Here is a 25858-nt window from a genome sequence, read left to right as displayed (position 1 = left end):
ATCAGAAACTAACTACAAAGACGTGGAAAAAGTGGATAATTAGGCAGGGACATCTGGCGTCAGCTGCATTCTTAACAAAGTAATATGATCTTTTAACTGTAGTTTTCGTTTTTTCAGACGACGCAGTTGCAGTTCATCGTGGCAGGGATCTTTAATCAGGGTCTCGATTACCACATCCAGGTCTCTATGTTCAACCTCGAGCTCGATAATGCGTTGTAGTATTTGTTCTGGGTGGCTCATAGTCTTCTGGTTGCAGTAAAATAAAGTTTAATTAAGGAAAGACCATTTTTGGGTTTATCCCGTTAGTTTAATCTACCAAGACGTATGAGCCAATATAAGATCGAAGCTGGAACCGGACAACATATCGGCGACAGACAGGAACAACAAGACCGCACAGCACTTTTTGCAGCTCCACACGCGCCAGGATATGTTATGGCCGTGATTGCAGATGGTATGGGCGGCAAAAGCGGTGGCGCACTTGCCGCAGAGCAAGTCGTGCGCACGGCAAAACAATTATTTGATGAATTTTACCCGGGAAACGATGTTCGTAGCCTGCTGGAAAATATCGTTAATGAAGCACACACCGTCATTAAATTGTCTGGTGTATCCTCTGAGAAAGAACCACACAGCACGGTTGTAGCATTAGTTATTACCCCGCAACAAGAGGCCATCTGGGCCTACGTAGGCGACTCGCGCCTGTACCGCTTTGATGGGCCGAACTACGCCGAAAAAACCAAAGACCACTCCTATGTAGAAAAATTGGTCGATGAAGGCAAGATTACTGCTGAAGAAGCCAAAACTCACAGGCTATCGAATATCCTTGTCAATGTGCTTGGTTCAAGCACGGCAGCACCGTACATCACGTTTGGTGAACATGCACCACTAAAGGCGCACGACAGCTTTTTGCTATGTTCAGATGGTCTCTGGCATTATTTTGAAGATCATGAACTTTCAGCTGCGGTGGCGGCCAACAGCCCGCGTCAGGCTTCAGAATTTTTGATCCGGAAAGCAAGGGACAGGGCCAGTGGTCGCGGTGACAATTGCACCTTCGCCATCGTCAAGCTGGTTGATCCACCTACCCAGGCAAAAACTTATACGGTACAAAAAATGCGCAGAGCGGTATAAGCCTGAGCAGACTGGCGCAATGTACTCGATATTCGCGATATCTACGGCATGTTGCGCCAGCAGTTTTTGACCTGGCAGTGTCGCTTATTTCCCGCGAGTTGCCATCAGTTCCTGATTTGCCTTACGGTCAGCGTTGACCTTTTGCATCGCTGGTCGCTCGGATATGTGTTTCACATATTCACGCGTAGGCAATTCCGCGAGAAAGTCCCTGCCGTAAATAATCTTGGTCGCCATAGACACGAGAGGAAAATGCACGACCGCGGCACAATCAGCCAAAGTGAATTCTTTACCGCCAACAAAGGGATCAAATTTTGCCAGACTGGCGAACGCCGGAATACTGCGCCCTAACTGTTTCTCTACTTTGGCTTTGACTTCGTCGCTAACTTTGCCGCCAAAGAAAGCTTCTGCATACAATTCACGGGCTGGCAACTCGAGGTGCAGTTCAATGAAAGTAATTAATTCGCGCAATTTTGCTGCCGCATATGGATCAACCGGCATCAGTGAATGTTCAGGAAAACGATGTTCTATATAATCGATAATTGCCTGGGACTCACATAAAGAACCATGTTCAGTCTCGATATACGGCACCTTTCCCAAGGGAGAATGCGCCAGAAGCGTCGGCGACCTGTCTGTCCACACCAGTTGTTCTTCAAAAGGAATTCCCTTTTCCAGCAACGCCAATTTCACTTTATTGTAATAGTTACTGACGGCAAAACCGCACAACTTGATCATATGTCTCCACCTTTGTAATTAGCCTGGTCACATCCCATGGAGGGAAGCGACCAGTTTTTTTGCAGATTGCTGCTTTATTTTTCCCTGGGAAAATCGATAGTCTCGAAGTTAATCAAGTTCGAATCTGCTTCGTTCTCTTTAGCGGACGGCGCCTCATCATCTACTGGCAAACCCGGGACATTAGCCCAGCCACGATTTCTTTCCGCCCCCGAAAACGCGTTCGTTTTCTCCAGCTCATTGGCCACAGAAATCAATAGCAGGATATCGCGGTAAACTGGCAGTTCAAAACCCATGCGCTTGCCGTCCCTGTCATCGACCAGTAAACTCTCAAGAAAAGGCAGAATATCGTGACTGCTCCACATCTGGCAAATACGATTCATCAAATGCTCAAAATCTTCCAGCTGTCTGCTTGGCAAAGTTGCCGGGTCAGTTTCAAACTCTGGAATATTGGCATTGAAAAAGACGATGAAACGGTCACGTAAGGCATCATATTTTTCTTTGCTGGCGGTAACTCGGTACAAGTCCAGCAAATATAGCCATGGCACTGGTGACTCAGGCTGATCTACATCGGCCTGAGGCTCAAGAATTTCTATTGCCCTTTGTGGGTCATTGACAGAAATCCAGAATTCCGCTTCCTGGGTCACATCAGAAATCTCTTCCACTTTCACCGATTGGCCTTTGGTAGAAAAGAAATTGAAGGTACTGCTATTACTGTCCTCCAGCGTAGGGACATAGGCCTTGCTAAACACTGACGGTGTATCCAGCTTGCCAAGACCAGTATCTGTCCCTGCTTTTTTCTTCGGCCCAGTCACTGGGCGACTATTCCCTGGCTTGTCGTCTTCATCATCATGGACCTGGTACAGGGCACTCGTGGTTGTAGGGCCATAAGATGCCTGTATACTGTCAACGATCTCTTCAATGTTCTTTTTAGACTCCGGTTCAGCTGCCGGTTCTTTTTGTTGCCACCAGCTTGCATGCATTTTCTTGCGCATACGACTGACGTACAGCAACAACAAGGCAATAATCGCCAATCCTGCCACAATGAACGCGCCCAGGCCCATCATCCAGTTACGCGAAAAGCTATTTTCCCTGGCCTCTTCCAAGGCAGCCTTATCCTGCTGACTCTGGCGTTTTAGCTGTTGTGCTTCCTGCTGCAGGCTGAGAATTTTTTGCTGCTCGCCCTGCAATTTTTCTTGAGCTACCGGGGCATGTTTTTCATCGCGCAACATGGCAGCGAGCTGAGCTTGCGCTGCCCGCAATTCTTCAATATTGGATTGTGCTTCCCTGGTTGAGAGCTGATCACTAAGGCGCAGACCCTGCGACAAAATAGGCAGGTCATCGGATAGTTTCAATGTATCTTTAGGCTCGGCAATTTGTTGCGGAGGGTTGGTATTGGTTTTATTTTCTGTTTGCCTGGATGGCTTTTTTTTTGCTACTGGCACTTCAACGGTAGCGGCAACAATTTCACTTGCCTCAGGATTGCGTTTCACTTTCCTGCGACTGCTTTTTTCGACCGCTGGCACCGACGGCTGCCCGGTTGCTGCATTCTCTTTATTACTGATTACCGTCTTAGGTGCACTGGCAAGAGCAGGAGGCACAACAGACGTGAACTGAGGGGGGTCGAGCAAGATCAGAAATTCACGATGCAATTGAATTTCGCATCCCATGTCTACCATGATCTTGACAGCTGGCTCCAGCAGGTCTTTTCTGGTCACCAGGGTGAGAAAACGAGCATTCCCTTTTTGGATCAGCGTGACATTCGCCGGTGCCAGCAAAATACCATCAGCACTTTCCACCTTGGCCTTGAAGCATGACTGCTCAATCTCGGCAGCATCATTCCCCGTCAATTCTAGCTGTGCACGTAATTGCTGACCCAGACCAGACTGCACGGTTAAATTGCTGAACCCCAAAGCATAAGAATTCCCTGTTGCTCCAGATGCGAATGCACCAAGGCAAAGCAGATATAGCGTAGATCGGCGGAATGGGACAAAAATAATAATGACCTCAGAAAGAAAGTGCGTTACTTCAGAAAATCAATTGTTATTCCTGAATGTATATTAACTGCAATCTTACTGGCTTTATAACAATCCTTGAAGACGTTACCAAATGTAAAACGCAAACAAAGGTAAGAATGTTTGTCGATTTCAACATATTTATCATTTGCAACAACATCCACATAATGCTGTTTCATTCAGCATACATCAATTTCTTAATGTATTTTCTACGCATTTGAAGTAAAACTACGAATGAATGCCGTGCTGAAATCAAAACATGGCATGAAACTCAAGTTTGCTAAAAAGACACAAAGTTCAAATTATTTATTCTTATTAAAGCAGAAATCCCAATATTTTTCATGCGTAGCCTATTTTTTACTCGCCTCCAGGATTTTCCTGGCAATGCCGCGCAGGATATTCACCTCTTCAACTTCCAGTTGCGTACGCGATAACATGCGCTTTAAACGCGGCATTAATTTCTTGGGATTGTCCGGATGCAAAAACTCAATGGCAACCAGCGCCTGCTCCAGATGCTTGTACATGCCGTCGATTTCATCAACTGCTGCCAATTGCCCCTGAAAACCGACATTGCCAGTGACTGACACTGCAGAATCAGTAGCCATCCGGCATTCATATGACAAAAGTTGTATCGCTTGCGCCAGATTCAAGGACGAATAAGCAGGATTTGCAGGGATATTGATCAAGGCATGACAATTCATGACGATCTCATTCGGCAGCCCAAATCGCTCATTACCAAAAATCAGAGCTATCCTGGCATGCTGGCTTTGTACCATGGTTTCAGCAAATACCCTTGGATTAAGGATGGGTGGCGAAAACTCGCGCAATCTGGCGCTCACGGCCGCCACATATTCACAACCCTGCAATGCCTCATCAATATGATTCACCACACGGGCGTTATCGAGTACGTCTTGCGCGCCACTGGCGAGAGCGATCGCCTCCGGGTGCTGCAATGCATCTGCAAAGCGCGGATTGACCAGGATTAACTCACCAAAACCCATGGTTTTAATGGCCCTGGCTGCGGAGCCTATATTGCCGGGATGACTGGTTTCAACCAGGATAAAGCGCAGGCGCTGAAAAAGAGATGTGTCAGTTTTTAGCAAGTTCATTTAAAATAGAGGTATCACGCGTTAATTTTTTATTCGGTTGTTGTCTGGCTTATACGTATTACTTGTACATATTTGTGCATGTATTTACCGGACGGATAACAGCAAGAAGAGAATTGCGCCCGCTCTTTATCATTTTTGTCTAGCATAGTAACGGCATCCCTACTCTTTGTGAGTGGTCGTCGTTTGCATGCTGTCATTTTATCGGAAACTTTATGCACCCAATGCTGAATACGGCAGTAAAAGCTGCTCGTCGTGGCGCGACTATTATCAATCGCGCATCTTTTGACCTTGATCGAGTCCAGGTCACAGAAAAACAATTCAATGATTTCGTGACTGAAGTCGATCAGGCTGCTGAAGCTGCCATCATTGAAGTATTGACTTCTGCCTACCCTGACCATGCCATTCTGGCTGAAGAATCGGGTGCATCCGCTAATTTGCACGACGAAAATGATAATGTGTGGATCATTGATCCTCTCGATGGCACGACCAACTTTATCCATGGCTTTCCACAATACTGCGTTTCCATCGCCCTGCAACAGCGCGGCGTGATTACACAGGCTGTCATTTACGACCCAACCCGCAACGAAATGTTCACAGCAAGCAAGGGTGGCGGCGCTTTCCTGAACGACAAACGTATACGTGTTACCCGTTGCGACAAACTGGCTGATTCATTGATCGGTACTGGCTTCCCATCACGTGACCTGTCTGGCCTGGATGAATACCTCGCCATGTTCAAGGTCATGACCAGCAAATGTCAGGGCTTGAGAAGGCCTGGATCTGCCGCTCTGGATCTGGCTTATGTCGCATGTGGTCGCCTGGATGGCTTCTTTGAAAAAGGCCTGGCCCCTTGGGATATCGCTGCTGGCTCCCTCGTCATTACCGAAGCTGGCGGCATCGTTGGCAACTTCTCCGGTGACTCTGATTACCTGCATAAAGGCGATGTATTGGCGGGTACACCAAAAGTATTCGCCCAGATGGTCAATGCATTGCAACCGTTTTCCGCTAAAAAGTAAATTCTCACGTCCCGCTCATTTGAGCGGGACGCCTCTCTCTTCGGACTGGTGTAAATCAGTCCGATCATAAAGAAACACAGTAAAACCACATGGCATCATTCAACGAACTCGGCTTATCCGAGAACATTGTTCGCGCAGTAACTGAACAAGGCTACACCTCTCCAACCCCGATACAACAGCAAGCCATTCCTGCTGTTATCAAAGGCGGTGACCTGCTGGCTGGCGCACAAACCGGTACAGGCAAAACCGCTGGCTTCACCCTGCCTATCTTGCAGCGCCTGTCGACGTCGGCCAATGCACCAAAAGATAAAACCAGCAGACGTCCTATCCGCGCCCTGGTACTGACACCTACCCGCGAACTGGCAGCCCAGGTTGAAGAAAGCGTCAACACTTACGGTAAATATGTGCCGTTGAATTCTGGCGTGATTTTTGGTGGCGTTGGCATCAACCCGCAAATCAAATTATTGAAGCAAGGTGTGGATATTCTGGTGGCGACACCGGGCCGCCTGCTTGACCATCATCAGCAAGGCACGATAGACCTGCGCAATATTGAAATACTGGTATTGGATGAAGCTGACCGCATGCTGGACATGGGTTTTATCCACGACATTAAAAAAGTACTGGCGATCTTGCCTGCCAAACGCCAGAATTTGCTGTTCTCAGCTACGTTTTCCGACGACATAAAGGCACTGGCCGACCGTCTGTTGAACAATCCGGCGATGATAGAAGTGGCGCGCCGCAATTCCACGGTTGAAGTCATTGCACAAAAAGTGCATCCGGTTGACCGCGACAAGAAGCACCCATTGCTGGCACATCTGATCAAGACGCACCAATGGTCACAAGTGCTGGTATTTACCCGTACCAAGCACGGTGCCAATAAACTGGTAGAGCAGCTGGGCAAAGATGGCATAGCTGCCATGGCTATCCACGGCAACAAGAGCCAGTCCGCGCGTACCAAGGCACTTGCCGAATTCAAGGATGCAAGCCTGACTGTACTGGTTGCCACTGACATTGCTGCTCGTGGTATTGATATTGATCAATTGCCTCACGTCGTCAATTATGACTTGCCGAATGTGCCGGAAGATTACGTGCATCGCATAGGCCGCACTGGTCGTGCCGGTGCCACTGGCGAAGCCGTATCCCTGGTTTGCGTCGATGAATTCAAATTGCTGGCTGACATAGAGAAACTCATCAAGCGTCAGATACCACAAGAAATCATCGATGGCTTCATCCCTGACCCACATGCCAAAGCCGAACCTATACAGTTGCGCAGCTTTGACCATCGTGGCGGAGGCGGCAGAGGTCAGCCCTCAGGCCGTGGACAGCGCCCTGCCGGTGACGGTCGCGGACAGCAAGCCCGTACACCAGGCAAGGCAGCTACACCACAGGCAGCAAAGCCTCGTCCAGCTGGCCCCAGGCCTGCAGTAAAACAGTCTGCACCCCGCAGGTCTGGCAGTCGCGGTAACGGCTAAATCAAATTAAGCCAGCAACAAATCAGTAAAAAGTACAAAGGGCCATTCGTGGCCCTTTGTACTTTTACTTTTTACTTTGCGCTTCAGTCATCTTTTGATATTCAGCACTTTCAAGCTGTGACACAACATTCACTTGTATCAGCAGGGGCAAGGAAGAGGTTTCCATACCATGTACACGTGCAAGGTGATCTAACTGCGATCTTAACTCCCTGTCCTGCACCGTGATGCGACGGCCAGATTGTTCACACACCAGGCATATCTCATCTGCCGACTTGCTTGCATGGGTCAAACGGTATTTGGCTTTACCGTCTGCATCAAAAGAACGCTGCAAGAAATTAATGGCAGTCAGATCGGCCAGCACCCGGTAAATAGTTGTGATACTACCCAGCCTGCCCTGCCTTAACAATTCCCTCAAAATATCTTCAGGGTAGTGGTATCCCTCGCCAATTTGCATAATTGCGGCCAACATACCTATCCGACCTACCGTCGGCCGCAAGCCCGCCCGCTGCAACTGCTCTGCAAGTCGCGGCGTTTCATCGGAATTCATAGAATTAAGTCTGGTTTTCTTTTCCATTTTATGATCTTTTAAGCAGGTTATGCTGCATAACCGCTGCCGGCACATGCCAGTTAGTGCACTAGTGTGCAATCCAGAACATGTAGTAATAATGCAATCATTGAATGATAATAGTTCTCATTACCATTTACAAGAAAATATTTTCACTCTCGCATTAGCTTATGCGATTTCCTTTTATTAACACGCAATGCAGCAGCAATTGCTCCGAAGGCTTTCATTTAAGCCTGATGAAGAGCACGAGCTTTAGCTGCAGATCACCCTTACGTGCTTGGCTTTCATACTGCAAAATCAACGATAAAGCCTGGCAACCATAGACCATAGCAATCGTCTATGATAAGGTGCGCACCAATTTGATATGTCCGGATGTAAATTCCGGCACATCAACAAGCATAATCAAGAAAATAAAACGAATAAAATCAAAGCCTTATGACAGCAAAAGAAAATCAACATACGCCGATGATGCAGCAGTATTTACGCATCAAAGCAGACTATCCAGAAACACTGGTGTTTTATCGCATGGGCGATTTTTATGAACTGTTTTTTGGCGATGCCGAAAAAGTCTCGCGTTTGCTGGGTATCACGCTGACCCAACGCGGCAGTTCTGGCGGCGAACCTATCAAGATGGCGGGTGTGCCCTTCCATTCTCTGGAGCCTTATCTGGCCAAATTGGTCAAGATAGGTGAATCTGCCGCCATTTGTGAACAAATAGGTGATCCGGCGACAAGCAAGGGCCCCGTCGAGCGCAAAGTCATGCGCGTCATCACCCCAGGTACACTGACAGATACCGATTTGTTGCCAGAGAAATCTGACCGGCCATTGCTCTCGCTATGTATGCTGCAACAAAGAAAAACTGTCAGCATAGGCCTGGCCTGGCTGTCACTGGCCAGTGGTGCCTTGAAGTTGATGGAAGTATCCACAGACGAAAAATCTTTACCACAACGCCTGCAACAAGAGCTGGAACGCATCAGCCCTGCCGAAGTACTGCTGTCTGCTGGTACGCTTTTGCTGGATGAGCACTACGCTCAGCTTCCGGGCAAATTCTCTGAGTTGCCCGACTGGCATTTTGATGTCAAGCAAGGGCAAAAAGCCTTGCAGGATCAATTGGGTACCGCCACATTGACCGGCTTTGGTGTAGAGAACCTAAGCGCGGCACTGGGCGCCGCTGGTGCATTACTGCGCTATGCTGAAAGCACGCAAGGCCGTGGCTTAAAGCATGTCAATACCCTCAATGTCGAGAGCGAACATGAATTCATAGGGCTGGATACCGCCACGCGTCGCAATCTGGAATTGACAGAAACCCTGCGCGGACAAGAGTCCCCCACCCTGTTTTCCTTGCTTGATCATTGCCGGACTGCCATGGGCTCACGCCTGCTGCGTCACTGGCTACATCATGCACGCCGTGATCAGTCAGTCGCCAGAGCACGTCACGATGCCATCAAGGCGCTGATACAGGCTGACTCCACTGATGGCCTGGCCACCACTTTAAAAGCCATTCCTGACATAGAACGCATCACTACACGTATTGCTCTGCAATCTGCACGCCCGCGTGATTTATCTGCGCTACGAGATGGTATGCAAAACCTGCCAGGCTTGCGCAACTATGTAAGCCTGTGCATCGCCGACAATCAAACCAGTTTGCTGACCAAGTTCTTGTCTGACCTGGATACACCAACTGAATGCCTGGATTTACTGGAACGCGGCCTGATGCTGCAACCAGCGACCATGGTAAGGGACGGCGGCGTCATTGCGACTGGCTTTGATGCAGAACTCGATGAATTGCGTGCCTTGTCAGAAAATGCCGGACAATTCCTGATAGATCTGGAAGTATCTGAGCGCGAGCGCACTGGCATCGCCAATCTGCGCGTTGAATACAACCGTGTACATGGTTTCTATATTGAAGTCACGAATGGGCAAAGCGATAAAGTGCCGGACAATTACCGCCGACGCCAGACCCTGAAAAATGCCGAGCGCTACATCACGCCAGAATTGAAAGCCTTTGAAGACAAGGCATTGTCGGCCCAAGAACGTGCGCTGGTGCGCGAGAAGATGCTGTATGAACGTCTGCTCCAGGATTTGTTGCCACAAGTACCCTTGCTGCAAAGAGTGGCGAATGCAATCGCTCAACTTGATACTTTGGTCAGCCTGGCTGAACATGCCACCAAGAATAGCTGGTGCGCACCACAACTGGTAGATGAACCTACCCTGCATATCGTCCAGGGTCGCCATCCCGTAGTCGAAAACCAGATAGAACGTTTTATCGCCAATGATTGTGATTTTTCTGCCGAGCGTAAATTATTGCTGATCACCGGCCCCAACATGGGCGGTAAATCGACCTTCATGCGCCAGGTTGCTCTGATCACCCTGCTTGCCTATGTAGGCAGTTATGTACCTGCTACTGAAGTGACGATAGGCCCTATAGACCGCATCTTCACGCGTATAGGAGCAGCAGATGATCTGGCGGGCGGTCGTTCTACCTTCATGGTGGAAATGACAGAATCTGCCGCCATCCTGAATGGGGCGACTGATCATTCGCTGGTACTGATGGATGAAGTGGGCCGCGGCACGTCTACATTCGATGGCCTTGCTCTGGCCTGGGCCATTGCCAAGCATCTGATACAGGTATCCAAGAGCTATACCCTGTTTGCCACCCATTATTTTGAACTGACGCAATTGCCTGAGGTACACCCGTCTGCAGAAAACGTGCATTTATCGGCAGTGGAGCATAAGGAAAACATCGTCTTCCTGCATGCAGTGCAAGCTGGCCCTGCCTCTCAAAGCTATGGTTTGCAGGTGGCGCAACTGGCAGGCATACCTCAGGCAGTTATCCGCTCTGCACGTAAGCATCTGGCAGACCTGGAAGCGCAATCACTGCAATCGACGCCACAGTTTGATTTATTCTCTTCAGCAGCTTCTGCACCAGAAGCAGAAGTCGTGGAACAGGCACCAGTCAATACCGAATTGATGGATACGCTTGATACCATGGACCCGGATAGCATGACGCCCAGGGAAGCATTGGCAGCCTTGTATGAATTAAAAAACCTGGCAAAGTAGGCCTGATTTAAACAAGTCCTTTCCTTAAACAAGCCCTTTCAAATAAAAAATGCCGCTGACATCAATCAGCGGCATTTTTTCATTCCTGCTTAGTGTAAAGCTTAGTGCAAAGGATGGCTGCGATATTCATCGCCCATACCTTCGTCATCCTCATCATCTTCATCATGGTGGTGGCCATGGGCACCATGCACGTGACCGTGAGCGACTTCTTCATCAGAAGCAGCACGCACATCTTCTACCGTCAGGCTAAACCGCAAGGCAATGCCTGCCAGTGGGTGATTGCCGTCAAGTACAACTTTATCGTCAGCAATATCCGTGACGGTAAAAATATGCGCATTATCTTCGTCGGCATCATCATCGGATTCTTCTGGCATGCCTTCGAACTGCATACCGACTTCCAGTGGTGATGGGAAGCGGTCACGCGGTTCCACTTTCACCAGGGCGGCATCGTAATCGCCAAAAGCATCTTCAGGATTGAGCTGGATAATGGTGCTGAAGCCTTTTTCCTTGCCTTCCAGGGCTTCTTCTATCTTGGGAAACACATTGTCATACCCGCCATGCAGGTAAACCATAGGCTCCTGACCTTCTTCTATCAGATTGTCTTGTGCGTCTTTCAAGGTATAGACTGCAGTAACAACTGAATTTTTGCCTATCTTCATAGCAATTCCTTAAAAATTTATTTGCCCTAAGATTATACCCGTCTAGTCGAGTCGTTTGCCTCAGCCTATAATGCGGGCATGAAAAAAAATACCATTCCCCTGCCCCTGCTGGGCGGCATTACAGCAGAAGAGTTTCTCAGCGAATACTGGCACAAAAAGCCCCTGCTGATACGTCAGGCTATCCCTGACTTTCAACCTCTTATCCCTAAGGCTGAGCTGTTTGACATGGCTGGCCGTGAAGATGTTGAATCCAGGCTGATCAGTTTCTTCAACAAGCACTGGGAAATGAAGTCTGGCCCGCAAGCCAATATACCAGTCAAGGAAAAGAAAGACTGGACGCTGCTGGTGCAAGGCGTTAATTTGCACGATGACAAGGCTGATGCCCTGCTCAGGCAATTTCGCTTCATACCTGATAGCCGTCTTGATGACCTGATGATCAGCTTTGCTGCTGATGGCGGTGGCGTTGGCCCTCATTTTGATTCTTATGATGTATTCCTGATGCAAGCACATGGCCAGCGCAAATGGCGTATAGGCGCACAAAAAGACTTGACGCTTATTGATGGCATGCCTCTCAAGATTTTACGCAACTTCAAGGCTGAGCAAGAATTCGTGCTGGAGCCGGGCGACATGCTGTATTTGCCACCAAAATATGCGCATGATGGCGTAGCCATCGGTGAATGCATGACTTACTCCATAGGTTTCCGCGCACCGTCTTACCAGGAGCTGGGCGAGTCTTTCCTGCACTTCATGTCTGACTCGATAGACTTGCCAGGAAGATACGCAGACCCAGACCTGAAAGTCAGCACCAAACCGGCAGAAATCAGCAATGAAATGCTGGAACAGGTTGCTGAAAAGATTGCCAAAATTCAATTTACTGATGATGACGTGCTCATTTTCCTGGGCGAACATCTGACCGAACCCAAGCCCAGCGTATTTTTCAATGGCCCTGAAAAACCATTGGCACCAAAACGTTTTCATCAGACTGCCTTGAAAAATGGTTTGAAGCTATCGCGCAAATCCTTGATGTTATACAAAGGCAAACATGTCTTCATCAACGGCGAGTCTTTTGCAGTTGGCAAGGAAGACAAAATTTGCCTTAATAAGCTGGCAAATCAAAGGGAAGTAGATGGAGCAGATCTGGAGAAAATTTCCGCAGATGCGTTAGAAACATTTTGCCTTTGGTATGAGGATGGCTGGCTGGAAATACGATAAGGGATGCTGCAACGCGGCATGCCATTTAAAATATGAAAGAAAATTTTCTTAATGCAAGTAGTCTATTTTCAATGAAAAGCAGAAAATTCCTACTAAAAATGGCATCTTGTCTAGAAATAATGGCCGATTTGAGTGCAAAAATGCATCTATGCCTATTCCATTAATGGAAAAATCATTATAATTCCGGGTTAGGAAACTTTCGTAGGGGCCGAATGTCGTTTTGGCGAGAAGCTCGCGAATTAACCTATAGAGCGATAATTACCGGTAATTATTCATCGCAAAGTTTTGATCTTCTTTTTTGATCTATTTATTGAAAGTACAAACATGAAAAAATCACTCTTGCTCGTTTCCCTGTTGGCATTGACTCTGGCTGCTTGCGGCGAGAAAAAAGCTCCTGAAGCATCCGCTTCAGCATCAGCATCCGTAGCAGCACCAGCTCCAGCATCTGCAGTAGAAGCTCCAGCAGCTGCTCCAGCACCAGCTCCAGCATCTGACGCAGCAGCAGCTTCTGGCGCAGCTCCAGCAGCATCTGCAGCGGCTTCCGCTCCAGCAGCAGCTTCCGCATCTGCTTCCAAGTAATTTTTAATTACTTAAGAAAAACCGACCTTCAGGTCGGTTTTTTTTCGCCGCAATAAATTAAAGCAAATCTACATAAGATCAAAGCTTCATCAAGAAGCGCTTAAGAAGTCGCAGATATAAAAAAAGCCACGATAATTCGTGGCTTTCATTTTCAGGTAAAACTTATTTCTTCAACACCAACTCACTTGGCAGACTGTGCAGGTAGGCTGCAATATTTTGTATATCCTTGTTTGACAAGGCTTTGGCCTGGGTAACCATGGTTGGGTTAGAGCGGCCATATGCACCGTCGCCGCCACGTTGATACGCGTGCAAAGCCTGAGCCAGGTAATCTGCATGCTGACCAGCCAGCTTTGGATAAGCGGGGTCCAGAGGTTTGGAATAGTTTTCACCATGGCAAGATGCGCAATTGAATTTTTTTGCCGCTTCTTTACCTGCTTCAATATCGCCGCCAGCATACGCTGCGAAAGACAGGCTGGACAACAAAGTTGCCATCAACAGAGTTTTCTTCATGATCCTATCCTATTCTTATTTTTGTTGAGAGTAATATGCTGCCAGATCTGCGATATCCTGATCAGTCAGGCTACCTGCAATACCACGCATGGAAGGATGCTTGCGATCACCTTTTTGATAGGCTTTCAATGCGCTCTCTATGTATTTGGCAGATTGCCCGCCAATCAACGGCACCTGATATACCTCAGGGAAAGTCGCTTTATAGCCAGGAATGGCATGGCAACCGATACACATCGCAATTTTCTTTTCAGCGGCATCTTTAGGATTGCCAACCGGATCTGCTGCAGTAGCAGCTTGAGCGAGGCTCGCCATAGCGAGAAGTGCAAACAATTTTTTCATATGAGCGATTATTAATTAGCAGGCAGATCAATAAATTCAGTGTTTTGATATAACTCAGCATTTTAGCTGATTACAATCAAATTTGCGCAAGAAACCTGGCGCCAGCGCCTTGTCAAGGGGCAAAAATGCTGCATTTATGCAATTGCGAATGTAAAATTTAATGTCTACCCATGTCGATTAAGAGTAAAAAAGAACAGCCGTTCACAAGAGTGCAGGTTCTCGCTTATACTCTTCACACCTTATGTAACCAAATACGCTGAGCCCATACCCATGACACAAGCTCCAAATACCTTGCGCTTTGATGGCGCTGACAATTATGTCGCCACAGATGACTTGAAACTGGCAGTCAATGCTGCCCTGAGCCTGCAGCGGCCATTATTGATCAAGGGTGAGCCAGGCACGGGCAAAACCATGCTGGCTGAAGAAGTTGCTGCCGCCCTGAATATGCCCTTGATGCAGTGGCATATCAAATCAACCACCAAGGCGCAACAAGGCCTCTATGAATATGATGCAGTTTCGCGCCTGCGCGATTCACAACTGGGCGATGAACGTGTCAAGGATATTCATAACTACATTATCAAAGGCGTGTTGTGGCAAGCCTTTACTGCTGATGAACCTGTGGTTTTACTCATCGATGAAATCGACAAGGCAGATATAGAATTCCCCAATGACTTGCTGCGTGAACTTGACCGCATGGAATTTTATGTTTATGAAACCCGTGAAATGGTACGTGCCAAACACCGCCCGCTGGTCATCATCACTTCAAACAATGAAAAAGAATTGCCTGATGCCTTTTTGCGTCGCTGCTTCTTCCATTACATCAAATTCCCTGACAAGGAAACGATGCAAAAGATCGTTGACGTGCATTTCCCAAAATTGAAGTCTGATTTGCTGGCACAGGCATTGCAAACCTTTTATGAAATCCGTAATGTTGCAGGTCTCAAGAAAAAACCATCTACCTCTGAATTCATAGACTGGCTGAAACTCTTACTGGCAGAAGATATTCCTGTAGAAGCCATGCGCAGCAAGGACAATAAGGCCATCGTCCCTCCCCTGCATGGTGCCTTACTGAAAAATGAGCAGGACGTGCATCTGTTTGAGCGTCTGGTATACATGTCGCGCACCAACCGCTAAGCGAGATACCATGAAAAATGGCGCTGCATTGCAGCGCCATTTTTTTAGCTTATTGATGACAAGTTCAATTTATTGTGCTTGTTTCAACTGCTCCAGAATAGCCGGGTTTTCCAGTGTTGAAATATCCTGGGTAATTTCTTCTCCCTTGGCCAATACACGCAACAGGCGTCGCATGATCTTGCCGGAACGTGTCTTGGGCAAGTTATCGCCGAAACGAATTTCTTTTGGTTTGGCGATAGGGCCAATTTCTTTTGCCACCCAGTTACGCAATTCCGTCGCAATTTGCTTTGCTTCATCTCCAGTTGGACGTGTACGCTTCAATACAACAAAAGCACAAATCGCTTCACCTGTGGTGTCATCAGGCTTGCCAACCACAGCGGCTTCTGCCACCAGGGGATTGGCCACCAGGGCAGATTCAATTTCCATTGTACCCATGCGGTGACCAGAGACATTCAACACATCGTCGATACGGCCAGTGATAGTGAAATAGCCGGTATCTTTATTGCGTATCGCACCATCGCCAGCCAGATAGACTTTGCCACCGAACTCTTCAGGGAAGTAGCTTTTCTTGAAGCGTTCAGGATCACCCCAGATCGTACGTATCATGGAAGGCCATGGACGTTTCACTACAAGAATGCCACCCTGCCCATTAGGCAAATCGTGGCCAGTCTCATCCACGATGGCCGACATGATGCCCGGCAAAGGCAAGGTGCACGAACCAGGCACCATAGGAGTGGCACCTGGCAATGGTGTCATCATGTGGCCGCCGGTTTCTGTCTGCCAGAAAGTATCAACAATAGGACAATTGCTGCGACCAATATTATTGTAGTACCACATCCAGGCTTCAGGATTGATAGGCTCGCCTACCGAGCCCAACAAACGCAGGGACGACAAATCGAATTTATTGGGGTGGATATTGGCGTCACCATCGGCAGCCTTGATCAGGGAGCGTATCGCTGTCGGTGCGGTATAGAAAATAGTGGCCTTGTGTTTTTCTATCATGCTCCAGAAACGCCCGGCATTCGGGAAAGTAGGCACACCTTCAAACACGATTTCAGTCGCGCCGGCAGCCAGAGGCCCATAGGTAATATAGGTATGGCCAGTCACCCAGCCTATATCAGCCGTGCACCAGAAAACGTCTGATGGCTTGATATCAAAGGTCCATTTCATCGTCAAAATGGCCCACAGCAAATACCCACCCGACGAATGCTGCACACCTTTTGGCTTGCCTGTAGAACCCGATGTATACAGGATGAATAATGGATGTTCTGCACTCACCCATTCTGGCTCACATACTGCCGACTGCGTTGCAATCAGATCATGCATCCACACATCACGACCATCTGCCACATTGATATTGCCGCCAGTGCGTTTATAGATAACGACACTTTTTACTTTTTCACAGTCACCCAGCGCCAGTGCTTCATCGACGATGGATTTCAAAGGCAAATGCTTGCCACCACGAACCTGCTCATCAGCCGTGATGACGGCAACCGCACCCACATCAACAATACGCTCTTGCAAGGATTTGGCAGAAAAACCGCCAAATACCACAGAATGTGTTGCACCTATGCGTGCGCAAGCCTGCATGGCGACGATGCCCTCAACCGACATGGGCATGTAAATCACGACACGGTCACCTTTATTAATGCCGAGAGACTTCAGGCCGTTGGCAAACTGACAGACTTTTGCGTGCAGTTCCTGGTAAGTCACCCTGGTAACATCACCACCGTCAGCCTCAAAAATCACCGCCACTTTATCCGCATTGCCATTTTGCAGATTTACATCCAGGCAGTTGTAAGACACATTCAGCAAGCCATCTTCAAACCATTTGTACATGGGCGCTGTCGTCTCATCCAGCGTGGTGCTGAAATCTTTATGCCAATGCAGGTTTTCACGGGCCAGGCGCGCCCAGAAGCCTTCATAATCTTGCTCGGCTTCTTTGCAGAGTGCATTATAAGCATCCATGCTAGGGATGGCTGCATTGGCAACAAATGCTGCCGGTGGGTAAAAAACGCGGGATTCTGTTTTAGCTTCTGTTTGCGCGGCGTTGAGGTCAGACATTGTTATCTCCAGCTTGTTATCGTTAGATTAAATCTTCAATACAGCTATACCTGCAAGCTGGCATTGCACCAGATTGTGGCATTTATTGTGGCAGTCAAACACAGCGCAAACCTTAAACTTGCAGACTTACTTAAGCCTTACGCTTGCTCTTTTAGAAAATGATACCACAAAGATACCATTGCATCACCACTACATACCTTGGTATCTAGTTCACTCTACACGAGCAGGCTTTGCCCATGTAAAATATGCGTTTGCCTTAAACCAAAGCCTTTTCACCAACGATTGCCAACATGACCAAACCAGTATCCTCAGGAAAACTCTCTCCACTTGCCAGCCTGATTTTCTTTAGTCGTTGGTTGCAACTACCACTTTATCTCGGATTAATACTTGCGCAATGCGTATATGTATTTCACTTTTGGGTAGAGCTGATTGATTTGATCGGTGCGGCAATGGGCCATGAAGCCGCCCTCCAACATATTCTTGATGCCGTAGCCAGTGGAGGCATCAGGCCAACAAAACTGACTGAAACCACCATCATGCTGGTTGTCCTCGGCCTGATAGACGTCGTCATGATTTCCAACCTGCTCATCATGGTGATCATCGGCGGCTATGAGACCTTTGTTTCACGCCTGGGACTTGATGGCCACCCTGATCAGCCAGAGTGGCTGTCCCATGTCAATGCATCTGTACTCAAGGTGAAACTGGCGATGGCGATCATCGGCATTTCATCCATTCATTTATTGAAAACCTTCATCAACGCAGCCAACTATGATTCCAAAGTAGTGCTGGCACAAACCGGCATTCACGTTGTGTTCTTGCTTTCAGCCCTGGCCATTGCACATTGCGACCAGATCATGACAAGAACTGCGCAAGCAGGCAGTAAGCATTAATCCATAAAATATTCGCAAGCATACAAAGTAATCAGCTATAAAGTTTTTCTTCACCCAGCCAAGAGCCAAATCATGACAGTCATCAAGCAAGACGATCTGATCGAATCAGTAGCCGCCGCGCTGCAGTACATCAGTTACTATCATCCAGCCGACTATATCGCCCATCTTGCACGCGCTTATGAAGCCGAGCAAAGCCCGGCAGCAAAAGATGCGATTGCACAAATCCTGACCAACTCGCGCATGTGCGCAGAAGGCCGCCGTCCTATCTGCCAGGACACAGGTATCGTGAATGTATTCCTGAAAATCGGCATGAGTGTGCGCTTTGAAGGTTTCAGCGGCTCCATCATTGATGCAGTCAATGAAGGTGTGCGTCGTGGTTATAACGACCCCGACAATAAACTGCGCGCCTCCATCGTCGCAGACCCACACTTTGAACGCAAAAACACCAAGGACAACACACCTGCTGTAGTGCACATGGAGCTGGTTCCTGGCGATACAGTCGATGTCAAAGTCGCAGCAAAAGGCGGTGGCTCTGAGAACAAAACCAAGTTCGTCATGCTGAACCCGTCCGACTCCCTGATCGATTGGGTCATGAAAACTGTACCGACCATGGGTGCGGGCTGGTGCCCACCAGGCATGCTCGGTATAGGCATAGGTGGTACTGCAGAAAAAGCCATGCTGATGGCGAAAGAATCCTTGATGGATGACATCGACATGTATGAACTCAAGCAACGCGGCCCACAAAACAAGACTGAGGAATTGCGCATAGAACTGTGCGACAAGATCAATGCACTGGGCATAGGCGCACAAGGCCTAGGTGGCTTGACGACAGTACTCGACGTCAAGATCAATATGTACCCTACCCATGCGGCATCCAAGCCGGTTGCCATGATCCCTAACTGCGCAGCCACACGTCATGCGCATTTTGTGCTCGATGGTTCTGGCCCCAGCTATATAGAGCCACCAAAACTGTCGGACTGGCCAGATGTAAGCTGGGCACCTGATACAGAAAAATCCAAGCGCGTCGATCTGAACAATCTGACCAAAGAAGAAGTCGCTTCCTGGAAGCCAGGCCAGACCTTGCTCTTGAACGGCAAAATGCTGACTGGCCGCGATGCAGCCCACAAGCGCATTCAGGACATGCTGGCCAAGGGCGAGGCATTGCCTGTCGATTTCACCAACCGCGTGATTTACTACGTAGGCCCGGTTGATCCTGTACGTGATGAAGCAGTTGGTCCAGCTGGCCCGACTACTGCCACCCGCATGGATAAATTTACCGACATGATGCTGGAGAAAACCGGTCTGATCTCGATGATAGGCAAGGCAGAACGCGGCCCGGTCGCCATCGAATCCATACGCAAACACCAGTCAGCATATTTGATGGCTGTTGGCGGTGCAGCTTACCTGGTTTCCAAAGCGATCAAATCAGCTACGGTAGTAGGCTTCGCCGACTTGGGCATGGAAGCGATTTATGAGTTTGATGTCGTCGATATGCCAGTCACGGTTGCAGTTGATTCCAGTGGCACGTCTGTACACAATACTGGCCCTAAAGAATGGCAAGCGAAGATAGGCATTATCCCTGTCAGCGCATCCTGATCACGTCTCGATCGCATTCTGATTATTGTTGAATATTACTGGCTGAAACAGGAATAAATACCCCGATGGCATCAGAGGAATTTGCACGCTCTGCTCCAATTGGGGTATTTGATTCTGGTCTTGGTGGCCTGTCAGTATTGCAGCATATACGGCAAACCCTGCCACATGAAGCATTGCTGTATGTGGCAGATTCAAGTTTTGCCCCCTATGGCGACAAGACCAGTGCAGAGATTCTGGAACGCAGCATCGCCGTTACAGATTTTTTGTTGAGCAAGAACATCAAGGCACTGGTAGTTGCCTGCAATACTGCCACTGCTGCGGCAATCAAACACCTGCGACAGTACTATCCAGACCTTATCATTGTTGGCATGGAACCTGGGTTGAAACCGGCCAGCCTGCTCAGCAAGACAAAGAAAGTCGGCGTACTGGCCACCCTCTCCACAATACAAAGCGAAAAATATCAGCACTTGAGCACAAAGTTAAGTGCAGACACTGGCGTGGAATTTATTCCTCAAGCCTGCGTAGGCCTGGTCGATCAAATAGAAAAAGCAGAAGCAAGTGCAGATCAAACCCGGCTTTTGCTGGCAAAATATCTGAACCCTTTGCTAACCGCACAAGTCGATACCCTGGTGCTGGGTTGCACCCATTACCCTTTTGTAGCCAGGCTCATACAGGAACTCACATCTGCGCATATTCCTGGCGGTGAACCCATCACACTCATTGATACTGGAAAAGCCGTTGCATCCCAAATGCAACGTTTGCTGGTTGAGCACGATCTGGTAAATACCAGTAGTGATATTCCCCGCATTAATGCTTACACCAACGGCAGTCCAGAAAAGCTGAAACTCGCCTGCACGCAATGGATTGACATACCAGAAGACAAATTAAGTGTCTCCACCTTCAGCAACTGATTTCAGCACCGGCTTCGTCCTGCTTCAACTGCACTGATAAAACCCAATCATAGAAGCAGGTAAATCTACAATAAAACTAAGCATAAACAATTTAATTAGGACTCCTTTACATATCTATTTTATTGCGCCATAATGCCCACATGAAAAAGCCAGCCAGCCATCCTTGGGAAGAAACGCCAGCAACCAGTGAACGCATACTGGATGCGATTGCCAAAATTGCTGGCGTATTACGCTCGGGCACCTGGCAATTCGCCACATCTGAAGGTTTGAACCCTACCCAAGTCGATATCATAGACATGCTGGCTGCTCGCAAGGATGCTGTCAGGCTGTCATGGATAGCCGAGCAATTGGGCGTCAGCACGGCCAGCGCCAGTGACTCGGTAAGTTCATTGACTGCCAAAGGCTTGGTAGAAAAAGCCCGTGCACCAGACGATGGTCGCGCTATCGCCTTGAGGCTCACTGCTGATGGTCATGCACTGGTCAAAAAAATAGCTGGTGCAACCGGTTTTGCCAGCGAGGCCATAGCGCAATTGTCACCTGCAGCACAAGAGAAAACTTTTACCAGCCTGCTAAACCTGATAGGCAAATTGCAGCAAGCCGAGCATTTCCCGGATATACGCGCCTGTGTCACTTGTGCGCACTTCATGCCGGATAGACACGACGATGCACTGGCACCCCACCATTGTGCGCTGGTGAATGCCCCTTTACGCAAAGAGCAATTGCGTCTGGATTGTCCAGAACATCAACAAACGGCAAGCAACACCATTCGCAGTAACTGGAAAAAAATAGAAATGAAATAAAAACCGAAATAAATAAGAATGGAATAGTTGAAGATGAGTTAGCCAAGGCAGATTGCCTATTTTTTTAACTTATTTAATTAGGACTCCTATCAATAATATTTGATGCTGTGGTTCTTGCATCGGATTTGAGTAGTACGCGCATAAAAATTAGCCTGGCAATGCGCGGCAATAAACAGAACCGTCACATGACATTTGAAAGATAAACATGAAACACAGATACAAAAAACTCTGCCTCAATCTTGGTCTTGGCGTCAGCCTGACCATGGGAAGCGCAACGCAATGGGCAGCAGCTCATGATCACGCACATCATGGTGGCATACAAACTGAAGCCAGCAGCAAGATCAAACCCGACTTTGATATTTTCCATACTAAGATCACAACTGAAGGCAATGTCGCAATTTTTCATATTGCCGTCTCAGGCAAGGCTGGCAAGACCAGGCCAGCCAAATCAGGCAAGCTGGCGGGCAGCTCTGTTTTCTCTTATGTGTGGCCAACCACCCTGGACCCATCCGTAGTCGGTTTCGAGCCTAAAAGTGGCATCCTGGCTTTTGCTGTCACCTCCCACCCTGACTTTGACGACACCCCGTTGTTTGATGAAAACGGCGATGGTAATCCCAATAATGATGGCAATGTCTGGCACTCACACTGGGTAGTCTTGCAGCCCGACCAGGCCTGCGGCAAAGATGCGCTGAAGGTGGTTGATATACCAGAGGGTAGCAAACCCCGTTTGCCCAAAACCTGGCCAGGCTTGCCGATACTCATAGACAGCCCTGGCTGGAGCCCGACTTTCAAAGGCAAGACACTGGAAGTGCGCGTGCCCTTTGATGATATAGCCAGCATTCAATCTGCTGGTTTTGATGGCGTCACTGCTGCCCTGCGTGTCAATGCCAGTGTCCATGCTCCGTTACTTTGCGTCTCCAATGTTTTCAAAGTCGCCTCAGGCAATCTAAGCCTGCCAGGTAAATTCAATCAGTAATCCAGCATCGCAAACCCGAAAGGAATCACCATGTCTCATGTTCAACTCATCAATTTCAAAGAAACATCAGGTACACGTCACGCCATTTTGAATGACATCAATACTGCCTTTGGCGCTACGCCAAATATGTTCCGCGCTGTCGCGAACTCTACTGCAGCTCTTAACAGCATGTGGTCTGCATTTGCGGCGCTCGGTAACGGCGTCATTCCAGCAAAACTGGGAGAACAAATTGCAGTTGCCATAGCAAACCAGAATCAATGCGAATACTGCCTGGCAGCACATACCCTATTGGGACAAAAAGCAGGTGCCAGCAGCGCAGAAATGGCAGCAGCACAGTCAGGCAATTCAGATGATGCGAAAACTGATGCAGCATTGAAATTTGCACTGAAGGTAGTTACCCAGCGGGCGCAAATCAATAAAGATGATGTGGAAGCCTTGCGGTCACATGGTTATGACGATGAACACATCGTTGAAATCATGGCCCACATTGCTCTCAATCTGTACACCAACTATATCAATGTGGCACTGGACGTGCCGGTTGATTTCCCCAAAATCAAACTGAACGCAGCCAACAAGAATTAATCCGTTTTTTCAAGGTGCGGATAACTCCGCACCCTGCTCAGATAAATTCAAATAAAAAGGAAAATGGAGATGTCCATGATCAACAGCGTCGCACCTGAACTCATTACTTCAGATTGGCTCAATACTGATACAGCTATCAGCTTACAGTCTTTACGCGGCAAGGTCGTATTTCTGCATAGTTTTCAAATGCTATGCCCTGCCTGCGTCACACATGGCTTACCGCAGGCAAGCGCAGTAAGGAATGCATTTTCGCAACAAGATCTTGCTGTTATAGGATTGCACACCGTATTTGAGCATCATCATGCGATGGGTAAGGAAGCCTTAAAAGCTTTTATCCACGAATATCGTTTGCGCTTCCCGATTGCTATCGACATGCCAGATCCTGTCAATGGAATACCTTTAAGCATGCAGAAATATGGCTTGCGCGGCACACCAAGCGTGTTACTCATAGACCGGCAGGGGCGTATCAGATTTCATCACTTTGGTCACATTGATGATCTTAAATTGGGCAGCATGCTGGGTCAGTTGGTGGCAGAAACGGTCGCGACAGAAACGCCCGTCATTATGGATAAGGAAAAAACTGCACAAACTACGGGATGCAATCAAAATGCATGCAGCTTGCCTTTGTTAGCATCAGTAAGGCAAGTTAAGAACTTCTGACATGAATGGGCGACACAAGATTGGTCGCCCGGCAAATTGCAGCACACAAAAGAGCTGCGACTACATCATAGAAAAATCAGGGTTTGAAAGAATTTGCGATGAGTCTGGTTGCTTCATCGTATTTTTCTTTATTGCTGGCTGCGTAATTCCATTGAAAGAAAGTACACCAGTTACCAGTCGTCAGTAATTTATCGTAGAAAATCTGCTTACCTTTGGTGCCGGAGACAACGGCAAAGCCTTTTCCTTTGGCGCGATAAGAAATTACCCTGCCTTCTTTCACTTTTTCTGTTTCAGCTTTTTTAAGAAATTCTGCGGGCGTTGTATCCCAGTCATCTATGCAGGCTCTGGCATAAACGCGCAATTCAGCCTCGCCATCTTTGGACAAAAATACCTGTCCGTCACCATTAGCAGCTTCACCTTGCGGGATAAGGTAATCTGGATAATCTATAGAAAAACCATATCGTCCATTCACATAGGTTTTATAAACCAGCTCAGCAGAAGAAACATTTGCGCTAAAAAATACCAGCAAAGATAACAGACAGCTATTTTTCATATAAAACCACAACGATGAAAGTCCCTGCCCGCAAGGTATGCTGGCAGGGACAATGACAATCAGCCTAAAACAGCCGCGATTGCATTCGCAGTTGCTTCAACATTGCCAGTATTCAAACCGGCGATACACATACGACCAGAACGGACCAGATAAACGCCGAACTCTTCTTTCAGGCGATCACACTGCTCAGCAGTCAAACCCGTGTAGCTGAACATGCCGCGTTGCGTCAGGAAATAGCTGAAATCACGGCCTGGCAATTTTGCAGCCAGCACATCATGCAATTTACGGCGCATCAACTGGATTCGGTCGCGCATGGCAACGACTTCTGCTTCCCACATAGGGCGGAGTTCAGGGTCGCTCAGTACGCGGGCTACTAACTGACCACCATGCAGCGGTGGATTGGAGTAGTTGCGGCGTATCGTTGCCTTCATCTGGCCCAGTACATTGACTGCCTGTGCTGCGTCAGGGCAAACCACACTCAGAGCACCGCAACGTTCGCCGTACAGGCTCATGCTCTTGGAGAAGGAGTTGGCAACAAAGAAGCTCAAACCCTGGTCAGCCAGCAGGCGTACTGCGTAAGCATCTTCCACGATACCGTCGCCATAGCCCTGGTAAGCCAGATCAAGGAAAGCGATCAGTTCACGTTCTTTCAATACCGGCACCAGTTGTTGCCACTGCTCTTGCGTCAGATCTACACCTGTAGGGTTGTGGCAGCAGGCATGCAGCAGGACAATGCTTTTCTTTTCTGCGGATTTCAATGCTTCTATCATGGCATCAAAACGCAAGCCACCAGTTGCAGCATCATAGTAAGGATAGGTTTTGACAGTCAGACCGCAACCTTCGAACACAGCCTTATGGTTATCCCAGGTAGGATCGCTGACCAGCATGGTCGATGTCGGGAAATAACGCTTGATGAAATCACCGCCAACCTTGAGGCCACCGCTGGAACCGACAGCCTGGATAGTGACGACGCGGCCAGCTTTAACTGCTGCGCTGTCTGCACCAAACAAAAGCTCCTGCACTGCTGTGCGGAAATTTGCTGCGCCCTCCATCGGCAGATAAGGACGTGCGCCTGCATCTGCTACAACCTTGTGTTCCGCTGCGCGTACCGATGGCAACATGGGAATCTTGCCAGCATCGTCAAAATAAATACCGATAGACAAATTGATCTTGTTGGTGCGAGGGTCTTTACCAAAGGCCTCGTTCAAAGACAAGATAGGATCGCCAGGATAGGCTTCGACGTGCTGAAACATGATAGAACTCCAGATGGTTGGACATAGAATCAAGGCTGCAAAGCTGGCAATT

Annotated in this window: 25 protein-coding genes; 13 read left to right on the top strand and 12 right to left on the bottom strand. The window is 48.3% G+C overall.

The window, feature by feature from the left end:
• Positions 1-39 precede the first annotated feature (39 nt).
• Positions 40-240 (bottom strand): YdcH family protein, encoded by a 201-nt coding sequence (locus tag DFR42_RS02270; protein WP_110253319.1) that lies wholly within the window; start codon positions 238-240, stop codon positions 40-42.
• An 84-nt stretch (positions 241-324) separates the two neighbouring features.
• On the opposite strand from DFR42_RS02270, the gene DFR42_RS02265 reads away from it, so the two are divergent.
• On the top strand, positions 325-1125 hold the full coding sequence (locus DFR42_RS02265) for a PP2C family protein-serine/threonine phosphatase (protein WP_110253318.1): 801 nt from the start codon (positions 325-327) through the stop codon (positions 1123-1125).
• Between the two features lie 84 nt (positions 1126-1209).
• On the opposite strand, the gene DFR42_RS02260 is transcribed toward DFR42_RS02265, so the two are convergent.
• The 3 genes from DFR42_RS02260 to DFR42_RS02245 all read right to left on the bottom strand — a co-directional run bounded on the left by DFR42_RS02260 (position 1210) and on the right by DFR42_RS02245 (position 4978).
• Positions 1210-1857 carry a glutathione S-transferase gene (locus tag DFR42_RS02260; RefSeq protein ID WP_110253317.1) on the bottom strand — a complete coding sequence of 216 codons (648 nt, stop codon included), beginning with the start codon at positions 1855-1857 and terminating at the stop codon, positions 1210-1212.
• 74 nt (positions 1858-1931) lie between these two features.
• The gene (locus DFR42_RS02255) at positions 1932-3767 is read right to left on the bottom strand and encodes a type IV pilus assembly protein FimV (protein ID WP_484418239.1); all 1836 of its coding nucleotides are present in this window, start codon (positions 3765-3767) and stop codon (positions 1932-1934) included.
• Positions 3768-4219: 452 nt separating this feature from the next.
• Positions 4220-4978 carry an RNA methyltransferase gene (locus DFR42_RS02245; RefSeq protein WP_110253314.1) on the bottom strand — a complete coding sequence of 253 codons (759 nt, stop codon included), beginning with the start codon at positions 4976-4978 and terminating at the stop codon, positions 4220-4222.
• 212 nt (positions 4979-5190) lie between these two features.
• On the opposite strand from DFR42_RS02245, the gene DFR42_RS02240 reads away from it, so the two are divergent.
• Both DFR42_RS02240 and DFR42_RS02235 read left to right on the top strand, forming a co-directional pair.
• Positions 5191-5991 (top strand): inositol monophosphatase family protein, encoded by an 801-nt coding sequence (locus DFR42_RS02240; RefSeq protein WP_110253313.1) that lies wholly within the window; start codon positions 5191-5193, stop codon positions 5989-5991.
• An 89-nt stretch (positions 5992-6080) separates the two neighbouring features.
• Positions 6081-7463, top strand: a complete 1383-nt coding sequence (locus DFR42_RS02235) for a DEAD/DEAH box helicase (RefSeq protein ID WP_110253312.1) — start codon at positions 6081-6083, stop codon at positions 7461-7463.
• Positions 7464-7527: 64 nt separating this feature from the next.
• On the opposite strand, the gene DFR42_RS02230 is transcribed toward DFR42_RS02235, so the two are convergent.
• Complete coding sequence (locus DFR42_RS02230; RefSeq protein WP_170133392.1) at positions 7528-8010, bottom strand: Fur family transcriptional regulator; 483 nt, start codon at positions 8008-8010, stop codon at positions 7528-7530.
• 453 nt (positions 8011-8463) lie between these two features.
• Between DFR42_RS02230 and mutS the strand changes: the two genes are divergently transcribed.
• Complete coding sequence (mutS, locus tag DFR42_RS02225; protein ID WP_245936798.1) at positions 8464-11088, top strand: DNA mismatch repair protein MutS; 2625 nt, start codon at positions 8464-8466, stop codon at positions 11086-11088.
• Positions 11089-11189: 101 nt separating this feature from the next.
• On the opposite strand, the gene DFR42_RS02220 is transcribed toward mutS, so the two are convergent.
• Positions 11190-11747 (bottom strand): FKBP-type peptidyl-prolyl cis-trans isomerase, encoded by a 558-nt coding sequence (locus tag DFR42_RS02220; protein WP_110253310.1) that lies wholly within the window; start codon positions 11745-11747, stop codon positions 11190-11192.
• Positions 11748-11825: 78 nt separating this feature from the next.
• Here DFR42_RS02220 and DFR42_RS02215 point away from each other — a divergent pair, with 78 nt between their 5' ends.
• A complete protein-coding gene (locus tag DFR42_RS02215; RefSeq protein WP_110253309.1) occupies positions 11826-12959 on the top strand; it encodes a cupin domain-containing protein in 1134 nt (377 codons plus the stop codon).
• Positions 12960-13266: 307 nt separating this feature from the next.
• Here DFR42_RS02215 and DFR42_RS29085 read toward each other — a convergent pair whose 3' ends face one another.
• The 3 genes from DFR42_RS29085 to DFR42_RS02200 all read right to left on the bottom strand — a co-directional run bounded on the left by DFR42_RS29085 (position 13267) and on the right by DFR42_RS02200 (position 14387).
• On the bottom strand, positions 13267-13524 hold the full coding sequence (locus DFR42_RS29085; protein ID WP_170133391.1) for a hypothetical protein: 258 nt from the start codon (positions 13522-13524) through the stop codon (positions 13267-13269).
• Positions 13525-13700: 176 nt separating this feature from the next.
• A complete protein-coding gene (locus DFR42_RS02205; protein WP_110253307.1) occupies positions 13701-14048 on the bottom strand; it encodes a c-type cytochrome in 348 nt (115 codons plus the stop codon).
• A 15-nt stretch (positions 14049-14063) separates the two neighbouring features.
• Entirely contained in the window at positions 14064-14387 is a 324-nt protein-coding gene (locus DFR42_RS02200) for a c-type cytochrome (RefSeq protein ID WP_110253306.1), read from the bottom strand.
• Between the two features lie 270 nt (positions 14388-14657).
• On the opposite strand from DFR42_RS02200, the gene DFR42_RS02195 reads away from it, so the two are divergent.
• A complete protein-coding gene (locus DFR42_RS02195) occupies positions 14658-15521 on the top strand; it encodes an AAA family ATPase (RefSeq protein WP_110253305.1) in 864 nt (287 codons plus the stop codon).
• A 69-nt stretch (positions 15522-15590) separates the two neighbouring features.
• Here the strand turns inward: DFR42_RS02195 and acs are convergent, their stop codons facing one another.
• The gene (gene acs / locus DFR42_RS02190) at positions 15591-17585 is read right to left on the bottom strand and encodes an acetate--CoA ligase (protein WP_110253304.1); all 1995 of its coding nucleotides are present in this window, start codon (positions 17583-17585) and stop codon (positions 15591-15593) included.
• A 290-nt stretch (positions 17586-17875) separates the two neighbouring features.
• On the opposite strand from acs, the gene DFR42_RS02185 reads away from it, so the two are divergent.
• The 7 genes from DFR42_RS02185 (at position 17876) to DFR42_RS02155 (ending at position 24000) form a co-directional block, all read left to right on the top strand.
• On the top strand, positions 17876-18475 hold the full coding sequence (locus tag DFR42_RS02185) for a TIGR00645 family protein (RefSeq protein ID WP_110253303.1): 600 nt from the start codon (positions 17876-17878) through the stop codon (positions 18473-18475).
• A gap of 72 nt (positions 18476-18547) precedes the next feature.
• A complete protein-coding gene (locus DFR42_RS02180; RefSeq protein WP_110253302.1) occupies positions 18548-20071 on the top strand; it encodes a fumarate hydratase in 1524 nt (507 codons plus the stop codon).
• A 65-nt stretch (positions 20072-20136) separates the two neighbouring features.
• Positions 20137-20982 carry a glutamate racemase gene (murI, locus tag DFR42_RS02175; RefSeq protein WP_110253301.1) on the top strand — a complete coding sequence of 282 codons (846 nt, stop codon included), beginning with the start codon at positions 20137-20139 and terminating at the stop codon, positions 20980-20982.
• A 140-nt stretch (positions 20983-21122) separates the two neighbouring features.
• A complete protein-coding gene (locus DFR42_RS02170) occupies positions 21123-21782 on the top strand; it encodes a MarR family winged helix-turn-helix transcriptional regulator (protein WP_110253300.1) in 660 nt (219 codons plus the stop codon).
• A gap of 205 nt (positions 21783-21987) precedes the next feature.
• Positions 21988-22758, top strand: coding sequence for a hypothetical protein (locus DFR42_RS02165; protein ID WP_110253299.1), 771 nt, complete (start codon positions 21988-21990; stop codon positions 22756-22758).
• A gap of 30 nt (positions 22759-22788) precedes the next feature.
• Entirely contained in the window at positions 22789-23340 is a 552-nt protein-coding gene (locus tag DFR42_RS02160) for a carboxymuconolactone decarboxylase family protein (protein WP_110253298.1), read from the top strand.
• A 75-nt stretch (positions 23341-23415) separates the two neighbouring features.
• Complete coding sequence (locus DFR42_RS02155) at positions 23416-24000, top strand: redoxin domain-containing protein (protein WP_245936797.1); 585 nt, start codon at positions 23416-23418, stop codon at positions 23998-24000.
• Positions 24001-24076: 76 nt separating this feature from the next.
• On the opposite strand, the gene DFR42_RS02150 is transcribed toward DFR42_RS02155, so the two are convergent.
• Together DFR42_RS02150 and DFR42_RS02145 are read right to left on the bottom strand one after the other, a co-directional pair.
• A complete protein-coding gene (locus DFR42_RS02150) occupies positions 24077-24553 on the bottom strand; it encodes a hypothetical protein (protein WP_110253296.1) in 477 nt (158 codons plus the stop codon).
• Between the two features lie 59 nt (positions 24554-24612).
• On the bottom strand, positions 24613-25806 hold the full coding sequence (locus DFR42_RS02145) for an amino acid aminotransferase (RefSeq protein WP_110253295.1): 1194 nt from the start codon (positions 25804-25806) through the stop codon (positions 24613-24615).
• Positions 25807-25858 lie beyond the last annotated feature (52 nt).

Source organism: Undibacterium pigrum, assembly GCF_003201815.1.
GTDB classification, from domain to species: Bacteria; Pseudomonadota; Gammaproteobacteria; order Burkholderiales; family Burkholderiaceae_D; genus Undibacterium; species Undibacterium pigrum.
This window is presented reverse-complemented; position numbering and strand designations above follow the sequence as displayed.